Origin of the sequence: Succinivibrio dextrinosolvens DSM 3072 (assembly GCF_900167015.1) — a bacterium.
In the GTDB taxonomy this organism is placed as follows: domain Bacteria; phylum Pseudomonadota; class Gammaproteobacteria; order Enterobacterales; family Succinivibrionaceae; genus Succinivibrio; species Succinivibrio dextrinosolvens.
In genome coordinates this window covers 34,235-48,275 of the sequence record NZ_FUXX01000017.1, presented here as the reverse complement: position 1 = coordinate 48,275, position 14,041 = coordinate 34,235, and the positions used below count along the sequence as shown (strand labels likewise).

Annotated in this window: 11 protein-coding genes; 6 read left to right on the top strand and 5 right to left on the bottom strand. The window is 38.2% G+C overall.

Annotation, left to right across the window (positions count from 1 at the left end):
• Together B5D46_RS06140 and B5D46_RS06135 are read right to left on the bottom strand one after the other, a co-directional pair.
• Positions 1–257, bottom strand: a 257-nt coding sequence (locus B5D46_RS06140; RefSeq protein WP_143675615.1) for a hypothetical protein, incomplete at its 3' end; no start/stop codon positions are given.
• A 273-nt stretch (positions 258–530) separates the two neighbouring features.
• Positions 531–1,868: a carbohydrate porin gene (locus B5D46_RS06135; RefSeq protein ID WP_159443037.1), complete on the bottom strand. Its 1,338-nt coding sequence runs from the start codon at positions 1,866–1,868 to the stop codon at positions 531–533.
• A 362-nt stretch (positions 1,869–2,230) separates the two neighbouring features.
• Here B5D46_RS06135 and B5D46_RS06130 point away from each other — a divergent pair, with 362 nt between their 5' ends.
• The gene (locus B5D46_RS06130) at positions 2,231–3,301 is read left to right on the top strand and encodes a LacI family DNA-binding transcriptional regulator (protein ID WP_078928710.1); all 1,071 of its coding nucleotides are present in this window, start codon (positions 2,231–2,233) and stop codon (positions 3,299–3,301) included.
• Between the two features lie 127 nt (positions 3,302–3,428).
• Here the strand turns inward: B5D46_RS06130 and B5D46_RS06125 are convergent, their stop codons facing one another.
• Complete coding sequence (locus B5D46_RS06125) at positions 3,429–4,568, bottom strand: ABC transporter ATP-binding protein (RefSeq protein ID WP_078928709.1); 1,140 nt, start codon at positions 4,566–4,568, stop codon at positions 3,429–3,431.
• Between the two features lie 389 nt (positions 4,569–4,957).
• On the opposite strand from B5D46_RS06125, the gene B5D46_RS06120 reads away from it, so the two are divergent.
• The 5 genes from B5D46_RS06120 to B5D46_RS06100 all read left to right on the top strand — a co-directional run bounded on the left by B5D46_RS06120 (position 4,958) and on the right by B5D46_RS06100 (position 11,789).
• The gene (locus tag B5D46_RS06120; protein ID WP_078928708.1) at positions 4,958–6,169 is read left to right on the top strand and encodes an extracellular solute-binding protein; all 1,212 of its coding nucleotides are present in this window, start codon (positions 4,958–4,960) and stop codon (positions 6,167–6,169) included.
• Positions 6,170–6,223: 54 nt separating this feature from the next.
• Positions 6,224–7,531, top strand: a complete 1,308-nt coding sequence (locus tag B5D46_RS06115; RefSeq protein WP_327192110.1) for a carbohydrate ABC transporter permease — start codon at positions 6,224–6,226, stop codon at positions 7,529–7,531.
• 13 nt (positions 7,532–7,544) lie between these two features.
• Positions 7,545–8,396, top strand: a complete 852-nt coding sequence (locus B5D46_RS06110; RefSeq protein ID WP_078928707.1) for a sugar ABC transporter permease — start codon at positions 7,545–7,547, stop codon at positions 8,394–8,396.
• 53 nt (positions 8,397–8,449) lie between these two features.
• The gene (locus tag B5D46_RS06105; RefSeq protein WP_078928706.1) at positions 8,450–9,673 is read left to right on the top strand and encodes a glycoside hydrolase family 53 protein; all 1,224 of its coding nucleotides are present in this window, start codon (positions 8,450–8,452) and stop codon (positions 9,671–9,673) included.
• Between the two features lie 85 nt (positions 9,674–9,758).
• Positions 9,759–11,789, top strand: coding sequence for a beta-galactosidase (locus B5D46_RS06100; protein WP_078928705.1), 2,031 nt, complete (start codon positions 9,759–9,761; stop codon positions 11,787–11,789).
• A 124-nt stretch (positions 11,790–11,913) separates the two neighbouring features.
• On the opposite strand, the gene B5D46_RS06095 is transcribed toward B5D46_RS06100, so the two are convergent.
• A complete protein-coding gene (locus B5D46_RS06095) occupies positions 11,914–12,177 on the bottom strand; it encodes a DUF1653 domain-containing protein (RefSeq protein WP_078928704.1) in 264 nt (87 codons plus the stop codon).
• 144 nt (positions 12,178–12,321) lie between these two features.
• Complete coding sequence (gene ade / locus B5D46_RS06090; RefSeq protein WP_078928703.1) at positions 12,322–14,034, bottom strand: adenine deaminase; 1,713 nt, start codon at positions 14,032–14,034, stop codon at positions 12,322–12,324.
• Positions 14,035–14,041 lie beyond the last annotated feature (7 nt).

Below are 14,041 nucleotides of genomic sequence, written 5' to 3'. Positions count from 1 at the left end.
AACACGTATTTATTGGAATGCTCATCAAAGACTCTAACAACAGGTCTATCTATAAACTTAGGATTCTCCTTTAAGAAATCCTCTCTGAAAATAAGTCTTCCGACACCTTCACCATTTGCAATTTCAGCAATATTACGAATATCTGTTTTAACAGGATAATTTTTACCTTCAACACGAGAGTTCTTATAGGTGCGAATATAGGTTCTATTCTTTGATTTACAACAATAAACTGTTGGTAGAGGAGCAATTTTACTCATAATAAAATATCTTTGTAGGTACAACTATATAATACCTACATTATAGCACTAAAAAAAATATCTAACTGATTGTTATTTAAATTTTTTGTGAGATTTGATTAGAATATGTTGTACCTACTTTGCAAAGTACAGGATCCTTCGTTTTCTGCGGTTTCCGTTATTTTGTCATCGGCTGTTATATGTGTATCTGTCATTATTTAAAAAAGAAAAATGGTGATACTGTTTAAATATCACCATCAAAAGAAAATCGTCATTATTTGCTAGGAGAGTGGATTACCACCATGCTTCAGCTTGAACACCAATGCAGTAGTCTCTCTTGTAGTACTTATTGGTATCATCGTAGCTCTGAATTCCTTTTTTCAGTTCTGGGTTGAAATCTCTTGCATGTAAATAAGATACAAAGAATCTCAGCTCTGGACGTGCCTTATAACCAATATCAGGAGCAATTGCGTATGCTAAGGTTAGCTTGTGACCTCTCTCAACATCCTTATCGCCAGATAAATATTTGGTTGACTGAACGTAAGTACCTGCCTCTACATAAGCCTTTGTGTACTCTGTTAACTGATACCAAGGTCTTACAACAAACTTAGCCAGTTTCTTGTTGTCGATGGTTTCACTTAAGTCTTTTGCATAACCATATGAAGCAACATAGGTCATGTGGAAGTCTTTTGTGAAGTCTAAGTCACCGTGATCGATGATGTTGTATCCTTTTGCATTATTGCAGTCACTCCAGTGATCAAACCATGAACCATCACTGTCTACTGCGTGGTGAGCTAAACCCTTGTTGGAGAACTGCAGAACAGTCTCATTCCAGCCATAATTATGTTTCTGTGAGAGTAGGGCGGTAAGCATTAAGCTGTTATCAATATCATAACCTTTTGCAATAACAACTGGTCTGCCATTGTTCTCAGATCTAGTTGTACCACGAGGAACAGCATAGTCTACACCAAACTCTGCCCAGCCTCCTTCCCAAGGAGATAACGCATAACGAGCATCGAAGAAGTTTACATTAACGCTCTTTTTGGTAGCCCAAACATTATTTGCATCTTCCATGTCGTCATAACGGTAGTCAATATCATTTGACTGTTTACGAACCCATGCTAATGAAAGTTTACCTGGTCCTAATGACAGGTACTCCAAACCGGCACCTGAACCGCTAACATCCCAGTATTTGTAGTCGATAATGTGGATATCATGTCTCTGATAATATCTCTTACCTGCCCACAATACAGCATCTTTATCAAAATCAAGTAAACCTTTAATCTGTAGATTTAACTGTCTTAAACCAAAATCAGCCTTATCTTTATCTGTCTTAGATGTTGTTTCGCCATCATTAGCTCCATCAGAGGTCATAGAAACCATTGAATCGACATAAAAGCTTAAATCACCCTTTTTGAATAATTCTGAACCAAACTCAAGTTCTGCATAGGTATCTTTTTCGTTACCCAGACGACCAACATTCTTAAGCTGATATGAAGTCTGAGAGCCATCTTTTGAAAGACCTAAACCTGAACGGAAATAGCCGTGGAAATCAAATGTTGGAGTTGCCAATGCTGATGCAGCGTAAACGGAGGAAATTACAGCAGCTGCTATAAGTGAAAACTTTCTCATAATTAAATTGTTACTTGATGTTTGTTTAAAAGACTGTATTAAAACACTCAGTAAAATGTGAACGCTCACATTTGTTATAATATTCATATTAAATAAATCAATCTGCAAATGAAATAAATGGAAAATATGATCTTAATCAAAAATTTTTAGATATTTTTTGTATTTAATTATACATATTTTTGTAATACTGTATACATGATATGAAACAAGAGTACTAAAAATAAATCTTTAATTTTAATGAGTTAGTTAACAGTTTTAAAAGAAACAAATATATATTTGCTCACAATGTGTATTAATTTAGTCAAAAATTAACAGGGTAATGTATAATAACGGCCACAATTACTATTTTAGAGAACAAATAAATGGAAGATAAAAACAAGAAAGTAACGATGCAGGATGTGGCTAAAAAAGCTGGCGTCTCGTATCAGACAGTTTCAAGAGTATTGAACAACTCTTGTAATGTATCTCCTTCCACAAAGGAAAAAATTGAGAATGCAATTGCAGAGTTAAAATATGTGCCAAATCTTTTAGCTCAGCAGCTGGCAAAAAAGGATCGCAATGTTATTGGAATAGTAAATACTTCTGTTCCATCCGTTGCAGTCACTGAAGTATCGTCTTTATGCAGAAAATATGCTCTGGAGGCTGGTTATCATATTGCATTAACTCTTGCATCTGCTAACGATTATCAGAGTATTTCTGACGCGATTTTAGAACTAAAGGCTCAGATAATTACTAAAGTTGTAATCAATATGCCTGTAGATTCAAGTGATGCCATAAAGCTTACAGAGGAATTCCCTGATGTCACTTTGATTTTTATTGATGTCGATCCTTACTGTCCTGTGTTTAATGTGACCTTCAACCCTGCTGACGGAACTCTTTTTTCTGTTTCTCACCTAAGAGAACTTGGACATCATAAAATTGCAATTCTTGCGGGCCCTGAAGGAATTTCTTCATCCGAATCAAGATTAAAATGCTGGAGAGAGGGCATTAGAATTAACAATCTTGAGGAAGTATGTTTTGAGAGGGGAGACTGGTCAACTCAGAGTGGATATCTTGCCACCCTAAAAATGCTCAGAGATAATCGCGATTTTACTGCTATTCTTGTTGCAAACGATCAGATGGCACTAGGCGCAATAAGCGCACTAAGTCAGAATAATCTTTCTGTACCGGAAGATGTATCTGTTATAGGCTACGATGACTATCAGGACAGTGCTTTTTATCTGCCTCCACTAACCTCCGTTCATCTTGACAGAGATATGCAGTGCAAGCTTACGATCTCTAAACTAATCAATGAGAATGAGCCAAAAGCTTCATCTGTTCTGCCAACTACGCTGGTAATCAGACAATCTACTGCCAATACCAATCTGCGCAATTCAAATGTAAAGAATCTTGTAAAAGCTTTAAGAGAAGCTGCAAATCTTCTTGAAAAATAGTCGCAGGGCCTCTGCTTGGATAATCAATGTCGTGATTCTCTAAGTAGAGGTTATTCATAGACGCGTAAAGAAAGGAGAGCCGACAGACTCTCCCTAAAACTTAATACAAACAAAACACTAGAGTAAACTAAGAATTCTTTGATTTTTCTTCTAAATTCGGATAAATACGCTCATCGTTTTCATCAAAGAGCATTACATTTTTAATAAGTGCTGATACCGTTGTTGTTTGACGTGGCTTTGTATGAACATCTCCAGGCAGAATAACTTTAAAATTGTCCTGACCGCAGCAGGTTCCGTATATGTATGTATTGTTACCAAGTCTTTCTACGACGTCAGAATCAAACGACATTGTAAATCCTGGCTCACCACCATAAGCTTCAAGTGCTTTCTGTAATGAACCTACTGTTATATATTCAGGTCGAATACCAACTGTCACCTTATCTCCTACTTTCAGGTTAGAAGTTAAAGCTGGAAGTTCAATGTCGTTTTCATCCAGTTTCACACATACTGAATTCTGATTAACCTTGGTTATCTCTGTTGGAATAAAATTCATTTTAGGAGAGCCAATGAATCCGGCCACAAATTTGTTACATGGATTGTAGTAAAGATCCATTGGAGATCCTACCTGCTCAACCTTACCAAAGTTCATAACCACAATCTTATCTGCAAGAGTCATTGCTTCAACCTGATCGTGTGTAACGTATACCATGGTTGTTTTCATATCATGATGCATTCTTGCGATATGAAGTCGCATTTCAACTCTAAGTTCTGCATCAAGGTTTGATAAAGGCTCATCAAAGGTAAAGACCTTTGGTTTTCTTACAATTGCTCGGCCAATAGCAACACGCTGTCTCTGGCCTCCAGAGAGCTGTTTTGGTTTTCTGTCAAGAAGATGTTCTATCTGAAGAGCTTTTGCAACCTTAGAAATTTCGTATTTAATTACATCTTTTGGTACTTTATGAATTTTCAGGCTGTAAGACATATTCTCGGCAACGGTCATATGAGGATATAGAGCATATGACTGAAATACCATTGCAACACCGCGATCTGCTGGAGTTACATCATTTACAACATCATTATCAATAAGCAGCTCTCCATCAGAAATTTCTTCAAGACCAGCTATCATTCTGAGCATTGTAGATTTTCCACAGCCTGAGGGTCCAACGAAGACAGCAAGTTCACCGTCTTCAATACGCAGGTTTATATTCTTTAATGTAACAACCTTGCCGTAAGCTTTTGTTACATTTCTTAATTCGATACTGGCCATTAATAATCTCCGATGTTGTTTGTATATCAACAAGATATATTTAACATATACTATGACAACTCACATTATATGTAAAACTTTTGAATATACATTACATATAAAATGTATGTATTTAAACATTTAAAATGTATGATATGTATCATTCGTAACATTTGTTGTTTGTAAATATACATAAATGACTAGTTGTTGTGTGCAAAAATATACATTTGTGTGATGGTTATCCCAAAAAAATACATCTTTTTAAACAAATCTTGTATCCATTCTTTTTAAATGTGCAATACTATACAAAACAACATACAGAAAGAATAACACTGTTAATGCATAAAATCTTTAGTTTTCAATCTGTTAATATATTTGTATAACGTTCACAAAACATAAAGGAGATATCAATGAGAAATATTACAAAACTGGCTTTTTCTGTAGCCATGATTATTTCTGCAGGTATGGCTAATGCCAAAACAGAATTAAGCGTATGGGAAGATATTCAAAAATCTAAAGGTATTGAACAGGCTGTAGCTGATTTTGAAAAAGAGTTCGATGTTGATGTAAAGATTCAGGAAATGCCTTATACAACACAGATTGAAAAACTACGCCTGGATGGACCTGCAGGTATCGGTCCTGATGTGATGGTTATTCCTCATGATCAGCTTGGAGCTGCTGTAGTACAGAATCTAATCTCTCCTCTAAATAAACTAAACAAGGAAATATACACAGAATCTTCTTTATCTGCTTTTACAACCAACGGTAATGTATACGGTGCACCTAAAGTTGTTGAAACAATTGCCATGTTCTACAACAAAGACCTTATTAAAGAGCCTTTTGAGAATCTTGAGGATTACTACACATATTCAAAAGAGCATACCAAAGACGGTAATTATGGCTTACTTGCTAAATTTGATTCTACCTATTACGTATATGGTGCAATCAAACCTTATGGCGCATATGTATTCAAGAGAAATGATAGCGGAGACTATGACGCAACAGATGTAGGTTTATCAAATGCCGGTGCTGTTGAAGGAATGACATACATAAAGAAATTCTATAAGGATGGCTTATTCCCAACCGGTATTATCGGTGAGAACGGTGTAAACGCAATTGACTCTCTGTTTACAGAGAAAAAGGCTGCTGCTGTTATCAATGGACCATGGGCTGTAGAGCCATATCAGAAGGCAGGAATCAACTTCGGTGTTGTTCCTCTACCTAAGCTGCCAAATGGTCAGCCAATGAGTTCATTTATGGGCGTAAAAGGCTATGTTGTCTCAACCTGGTCTAAGGATAAGGAACTGGCAGAGAAATTCATCAACTATATCAATCAGCCTAAATATGCTGCAATCCGTTTTGAGAAAACCATGGAAATTCCTCCTGTAAAGGAAGTTATGAACGATCCTAAATTCAAGGAGAATCCAATTGCTTCTGCAATTGCAGTGCAAGCTTCACGTGCTGAGCCTATGCCTTCTATTCCAGAAATGTCTGAAGTCTGGGGACCTATTGATGCAGCTTTACAGCTAATCGTGACAGACAAGCAGGATGTTAAATCAGCATTAGAAGGTGCTACTGAGCATATTAACAACCAGATTGAAGCTTTCCGTTCTGGAATGTAAAAGCAAATTATAAAAGAGGGGAGAAATCCCCTCTTAAAAGGAAGGGTGATTAAAGTGGAATCTGTAGGAACAACTCCATCAATGATAATGAATATAAAAACAAATCACGCCATTACAGCTCTAATCTGTGGAATTTTCCCTGGTGGCGGTCAGTTTTATAACAGACAGATTGTCAAAGGGCTTATCTTTTTTGTTTTTCTTGTAAGTTTTTTCAGCTGCAGTAAGGATCTGATTACTCACGGTCTATGGGGACTTGTTACCCTTGGCGAAGTGCTTCCAAGAGATAACTCCATATTCCTGCTGGCAGAAGGAATCATCACCGTTCTAATGGTGTTATTAGCTTTATGTATGTGGGGAGTTGCCCTTCATGACGGCTATGTCTGCGGTAAAGTTCGTGATGAAGGTCGCCAGCTGTATACATTGAGACGACAGTACAAGAATCTGCTTGATAACGGTTTTCCTTATCTGATGATTGCTCCTGGCTTTATCATTCTGGTTTTCGTAGTAATCTTCCCAATCATTTTCGGTTTTGCAATTGCGTTTACCAATTACAATCTTTATAACGCACCTCCAGCAAAACTTGTTCAGTGGGTTGGTTTAAAGGTTTTTGAAAACATCTTTGCATTAAAACTATGGAGATCAACATTCTTTGATGTACTGCAGTGGACTGTAGTATGGACTGTTCTTGCAACAACTCTGCAGTGTGCTGTCGGTGTTATGCTGGCTATCGTTGTAAACCAGAAGGATCTTAAATATAAGGGAATCATCAGAACAATCTTTATTCTGCCTTGGGCGGTACCTGGATTCGTAACTATTCTTGTGTTTGCAGGTATGTTTAATGATTCTTTCGGTGTAATCAACAACACCATTCTGCCTATGCTTGGTATTGAGCCTAAAGCATGGCTGACCGATCCTTTCTGGACAAAGACTGCTTTAATCTTAATGCAGACCTGGCTTGGATTCCCATTTGTCTTTGCAATGACAACAGGTGTTCTTCAGGCAATTCCTGAGGATCTATATGAAGCGGCAACTATGGATGGAGCAAGTTCATATACAAAATTCAGAACTATAACTCTACCGCTGGTACTGTATTCAATTGCACCAATCATCATTACTCAGTACACCTTTAACTTTAACAACTTCAATATTATTTACCTATTCAACAACGGTGGTCCTGCAGTACCAGGTTCAAATGCTGGTGGTACTGACATTCTGGTGTCATGGATTTACAAGCTGACAATGAGTTCATCTCAGTACTCTGTAGCAGCCGCAATTACCATCCTTCTTTCAATATTCGTGGTTGGTGTCGCTTTATGGCAGTTCAGACGCTCAAGTGCCTTTAAGAATGACGAAATGAGGTAATAGGGGAAAGATTATGAATAAGAAAAGAAGTATTAAGCGTCAGAATCAGATTCGACTAACTTTAACCTGGCTTCTGGTAGGTTTTGTAAGCCTTCTGATCCTATACCCTTTAGTCTGGACTGTTGGAGCCTCGTTAAATCCTGGTAACAGCCTGATGAGTTCTTCAATCATTCCAAAGAATATTTCATTTGAGCATTACGCAGATCTGTTCAATGGCAAGGTTGACTATGTAACCTGGTATTTAAATTCCATGAAGATCAGTTTTTTCACAATGATTCTGACTCTGATTTTTGTAAGTTTTACCGCTTACTCTTTTTCAAGATTCCGTTTCGTTGGAAGAAAGAATGGACTTATCCTGTTTCTTCTGCTGCAGATGATTCCTCAGTTCTCTGCTCTGATTGCAATCTTTGTTCTATCTCAGATGTTAGGTCTTGTTAACAGTCATCTTGCATTGGTTCTGATTTATGTTGGTGGCATGATTCCAATGAATACATATCTGATGAAAGGCTACATTGATGCTATTCCTCGTGATCTTGATGAATCTGCAAGAATGGATGGTGCAGGTCATTTCAGAATTTTCATTGAAATAATTATGCCTTTATCCAAGCCAATTATTGCTGTAATTGCACTGTTTTCATTTACAGGTCCTTTAGGCGACTTCATTTTATCTACAACTATTTTAAGAACTCCAGATCAATTCACCTTACCAATTGGCCTCTATAACCTTGTTTCCATGAAGATGGGCGCAAGTTATACCACCTATGCTGCAGGTGCGGTACTAATTTCTGTACCGGTTGCCTTACTATTCCTGTGGTTACAGAAGTTCTTTGTATCAGGTCTGACTGCGGGTGGTTCAAAGGGTTAAACATAAAACTAGACAGTTACTCTTCAAACAAACATATTTAAGGAAATAATCATATGAAAAATATCAAAACCAAGGTTTTGACTACGGCTGTTATTGCCTGTCTAATGTGCGGTTGTGAAATGACTCAGACCAACAATGAACAGATGTTATCTCATACATCATCTTCATTCCAAAAGGCTGACCTTTCAAAAGACTTCATCAAAGGTGCAGATATTTCAACTCTGATTGAAATGGAGCAGGCTGGTTTTGTCTACAGAAATGAGAAGGGTGAGGCTGAGGATTGTTTAAAGATCCTTCGTGATAATGGTATTAACTATATCCGTGTAAGACTCTGGGTCGATCCAAAAGATCAGAACGGAAATGTATACGGTGCTGGTAACAATGATCTTGCTACAGATCTTGAGCTTGTTCGCAGAGCCAAAAAGCTTGGCATGAAGGTGCTGCTAGACTTCCATTATTCAGATTTCTGGACTGATCCTGGTAAACAGTTTAAGCCTAAGTCCTGGGAGAACTTGTCTTTTGAAGAACTTAACGATGCCATTTATAAGTATTCAAAGGATGTTATGACCACTTTTAAGGATGCTGGCTTAACTCCAGAAATGGTCCAAATTGGCAACGAAGTTAATTCTGGAATTCTCTGGCCTGACGGCAAGAGCTGGGGAGGGGATGGTCATGAGTTTGATCGCTTAAGCCTGCTTTTAAAATCTGCAATTAAAGGTGTAAAGGAAGCTGTTGGTTCTGATTCAAAAATCATGCTGCATCTTGCAAAGGGGCCTGATAACGGCGCTTTTAAATGGTGGTTCGATGAAATAACCAAGAGAGATGTAGATTTTGATGTAATTGGTATGTCCATGTACACCTGGTGGGATGGTCCAATTTCAGCTCTGACAGACAATATCAAATGGGTTAAGAACCAGTATGGCAAAGAGGTAATGGTTGTAGAGGGAAGCTACCCATATACTCTGGAAAGTGATGATTCTCTGGCTCAGGATATTGATGCTGAAGGTGTAAAAAAATCTGGATACGAAGCTTCTGTTAACGGTCAGTATCAGTATTTAAAAGATTTGATGGAGAACGTTGATAAAGCAGGCGGAACCGGATTCTTCTACTGGGAAGCTGCATGGAAGACAGCTCCTGGAATAAGCTGGGCAAGTCCTGCAGGTATGGCCTACATAAAGTGCGGTGCAGACTGTCAGCAGGGTAATGCTCGAGAGAATCAGGCCCTATTTGATAAAACAGGAAAAGTACTGCCTTCAATTAAGGTCTTCAACAACTAATTATGTTTACGTATAGAGTTAACTTACTTTGTATTAGAAATTAACTTAAAAAAATTTCATAACATCATAACAAATGGGAATAAAAATGAAATTCGATCCTTTATTCAAACAGCATAAGATTTTCCATGGATGTGACTATAATCCAGAGCAGTGGCTTGATTCACCGGAAATTCTTGAAAAAGATATAGAGATGATGAAACAGGCTCACTGCAATATCATGTCTGTAGGCATTTTTTCCTGGTCAATGCTTGAGCCGGAGGAAGGTCGTTACAATTTCGAGTGGCTTGATAAAATTCTTGATAAGCTAAATGAGAATGGAATTAAGGTATTTCTTGCAACTCCAAGTGGTGCAAGACCAACCTGGATGTCAAAAAAATATCCAGAGGTACTGCGTGTCTGGGAAAATCGTGTAAGAGCGTTACACGGAGGCAGACATAACCACTGCAGTTCTTCACCAGTATACCGTCAGAAGGTTCATGATATAGATTTAAAACTAGCTCAGAGATACGCTAATCATCCTGCTGTTATCGGATGGCATATTTCAAATGAATTCTCTGGCAGCTGTCATTGTGAATTATGTCAGAAGAACTTTAGAATTTGGATGAAAAATAAATATAAGACACTGGATAATCTTAATAAATCCTACTGGTCTGTATTCTGGTCTCATGTATACACAGATTGGAGTGAAATTGAGTCTCCATCTTCCATAGGTGAAAATGCTGTTCATGCGTTAAATCTTGACTGGGCTCGTTTTAATACTGAGTTGTGTATGGATTTCTGTAAACATGAAATTGATACCGTGAAAAGTGTTAGAGCTGATCTTCCTGTAACCACGAATTTCATGGAATATTTCTATGATTATGATTACTTTGAATTTGCAAAGATTCTCGATTTTGTTTCATGGGATTCATATCCTCAGTGGCATGTATTTAAGGATCAGGAACAGACTCCTCTGTATACAGCTATGAATCATGATCTGATGAGATCACTAAAAGGTGGACAGCCTTTTGTGCTTATGGAGTCAACTCCAAGCCTGACCAACTGGCGTGATACCTCAAAACTTAAGAAGCCAGGAATGCATAAACTGTCTTCCCTGCAGGCTTTAGCCCACGGTGCTGATAACATACAGTATTTCCAGTGGCGAAAGAGCAGGGGGGCATCAGAAAAATTCCATGGAGCTGTAGTTGATCACGTAGGTCATCTTAATACTCGAGTAGGAAAGGAAGTATGTGAGCTTGGCTCTATTCTTGAGAAACTTGGAGAAATCGCTGGTTCCCGTGTTGATGCCAAAGTTGCTGTAGTGTTTGATACCCAGAATTGGTGGGCAATTGATGACGCTATGGGACCTCGTAACGTTGGTAAGAAGTATCTTGAGGTTGTTCAGGATTACTACAAGGTACTATGGAAACATGGTATCAACGTCGATGTAATCGACGAAACCTGTCCTTTAGATAACTACAAACTGGTAATTGCACCAATGACCTATATGATTCGTGGTGATTATGCCAAGAGAGTAACCGAGTTTGTTCGTAATGGCGGAACATATGTTTCTTCATTCTGGTCAGGAATCGTTGATGATAATGACTTAACATTCCTAGGAGGTTTCCCTGGTCCTTTAAGTGAAGTTCTAGGTATCTGGGATGAAGAAATTGAATGCCTTGAAGATGATGAAACAGTTAAAGTTAAAGTTGGAGCAGAAGAGTTTGATGCAACTCATCTATGTGCTCTGATTCACCCTCATGGGGATACTAAGGTATTAGGTACATTTAATAGTGATTTCTTTAAGGATTATGCAGCGGTAACTGTAAACAGTTTTGGAAATGGCAATGCCTACTATGTAGCAAGCAGAATTGAATACAGCTATCTCGATAAACTGTTAAGCAAGATTTTAGGAGACTGCAGAGTAGAATCTCCAATCGAGAGTCTTCCTTTTGCTGTAACTTGTCATACCAGATATAACGCTGATACAGAGTATCTGTTCATAGGAAACTATTCTGATAAGTCAGCTGATGTAACTTTAAAAGAGTCATATGATGATCTGCTTTCAGGTCAGAAGTTAACAGGAGCAGTTACTTTAAAGTCATACGATTTTAGAATTCTGAAAAAGAAAAAATAACAATGTTTCCATATTCTGGCTCTTCAAACTGAAGAGCCTTTTTTTGTCTGGAAGCATCGTTTTTTCAATACAAAGGGCTTCCCCGACAAATCCTAATTGGAATCGTAAACTCTCTTCAGTACGTCTATATTCTCTCAAAGCGATATTTCTGTTTTACATCAGGATATTTCACATGATCAACTTCAGACATGAACATGTCCAAAGGTCTGATGCATGGCTCCATTACAGGATTTACTGATTTATCCATAAGGTAATCGTCCTTTGAGATTCTCTCATATACGACCATTCGCTCTTCAGTCTCTGAATGATGACCAACACAGATGATGTGGTAGTAGTTGTCTTTGAAATGCTTGAATATCTCACCGTTCTTTGGTTCTGGTCTGCTCATAGTATTCTCCAGAGATGCTGTTCTGTTTTAGGAATTGTGTCTGACGATTGTAACATCTGGAAGAGAGAATTTTCTCTAATATTTCAGTCAATTAAAAAAGAAAAGCCATCATATGTTGATGGCTCTGTGCAGGAAATGATAATTCTATTTGATTAGTTCTGGTCCTAAATCTCCAATACTTACAAGACCTCTTGGGATGATTCTGAGTTTTGGAATAACCGGCAGAGAGAGGAATGAGAGGGTAATAAAAGGATCAATATCTTTGTAAACTCCCATTTCGTAGGCTTTATTCTTAAGACGTTCAATCTTTGCGCTAACATTATCCAGGCTTTCATTGGAAATCAGTCCCATGATAGGAAGGGGCAGGGAATCAAATACCTTTCCATTTTCGACAATAACAATTCCACCCTGAAGTCTTCTGATTTCGTTTGCAGCAACAGCCATGTCTTTATCGTTATCACCTACAACTATGATGTTATGGGAGTCATGAGCGACAGAAATTGCTATTGCTCCGTTCTGAATTCCATAGCCGTTGGTGATAGCAACTCCAATCAGTCCTTTATTTTTATGGCATTCAATTGAGGCAATTTTCTTGAAGTCGCCATATGATTTGAAATTTTCTGTAGGATTGAATCTTATCAGAACATCTTCAGTTGTAATCTGTCTTGGAACAATGCTGATTACATGAACAGGCTCGTCATCAATAGGCAGCCTGAACTGTTCTGGAGTTATTTTTGAGATATTAACTGTATGTTTCAGTTCCTTTGGACAGGCAGGTCCTTTTTTAAAGGATTCCTTACCTTTAATTTCCTTGCCTTTTACGAAAACTCTCTCAACATTGAACTTCTTGAGATTATCCACAATGATAAAATCTGCCTGATAACCAGGAGCAATCGCACCTAAATGCTTTAGTCCATAGCGGCGTGCAGTATTGATTGTGGCGATCTTGATGGCGTCAATCGGCTTCATTCCAAGTGAAATTGCGATTCTGACGTTGTTATCGATATGACCGATTTTTACAATATCTTCAACATGACGATCATCTGTGCAGAAGCTGAAATTGCAATTATCAATTTCAGACTTCAGGATCCCCTTAATCAGATTCTCAACGTTATGGGCCGCACTTCCTTCTCTGATTAGAACCTGAATTCCAAGTCGAGCTTTTTCAAGTGCGCTTTCAAAGTCTATTGATTCATGATCGGTATCAATACCAGCCGCACTGTATTTCATCAGATTTATGCCTGATAGGGAAGGAATATGTCCGTCAATAATATGGTTCTGGTCGAAGAGTTCCAGTTTTTTAAACATCTTATTATCAGCGTTGAGCACTGCCTCTGCATCCATAACCTCTGCAAGTCCCAGTACTCTTGGATGATGTACATAAGGCTTCATATCTTCAGCAGTAAGATCGCAGCCGTTATCATCAAGATTAGTTGCCGGAACACAGGATGGCATAGTTACATAGACGTTGGCAGGTGCATCCTCTGTCTGGTCAAGAATATACTTAATTCCTTGAATACCGCTGACGTTAGCTGCTTCATGAGGATCTGCAATTAAGGTTGTAGTACCGTGCATAACTGCTACTGCAAGCAGATCACGAGGCTGTACCATGGTTGATTCGAAATGCATATGCGCATCAATCAGTCCTGGCACAACATACCTGTCCTTAACATCAATCTCCTTTTTACCACGTCCGGTCTGGGACCAGAAGACAAAATGACCTGCACTTACAGCAAGATTGGAATGGATGATTTCACCTGTAAAGACGTTAACTATATTGCAGTTTCTAAGTAGTAGATCCGCTGGCTCATTTCCATCCATGACCTCTTTGATTCTAAGGTAGCTCTGTCTATCCATTCTTTCC

Coding starts and splice junctions, on each gene's coding strand:
- B5D46_RS06105 (WP_078928706.1), top strand. CDS start 8,450: ATGAAAAATATCAAAACCAAGGTTTTGACTACGGCTGTTATTGCCTGT.
- B5D46_RS06095 (WP_078928704.1), bottom strand. CDS start 12,177: ATGAGCAGACCAGAACCAAAGAACGGTGAGATATTCAAGCATTTCAAA.
- B5D46_RS06120 (WP_078928708.1), top strand. CDS start 4,958: ATGAGAAATATTACAAAACTGGCTTTTTCTGTAGCCATGATTATTTCT.
- B5D46_RS06135 (WP_159443037.1), bottom strand. CDS start 1,868: ATGAGAAAGTTTTCACTTATAGCAGCTGCTGTAATTTCCTCCGTTTAC.
- B5D46_RS06130 (WP_078928710.1), top strand. CDS start 2,231: ATGGAAGATAAAAACAAGAAAGTAACGATGCAGGATGTGGCTAAAAAA.
- B5D46_RS06100 (WP_078928705.1), top strand. CDS start 9,759: ATGAAATTCGATCCTTTATTCAAACAGCATAAGATTTTCCATGGATGT.
- B5D46_RS06125 (WP_078928709.1), bottom strand. CDS start 4,568: ATGGCCAGTATCGAATTAAGAAATGTAACAAAAGCTTACGGCAAGGTT.
- ade (WP_078928703.1), bottom strand. CDS start 14,034: ATGGATAGACAGAGCTACCTTAGAATCAAAGAGGTCATGGATGGAAAT.
- B5D46_RS06110 (WP_078928707.1), top strand. CDS start 7,545: ATGAATAAGAAAAGAAGTATTAAGCGTCAGAATCAGATTCGACTAACT.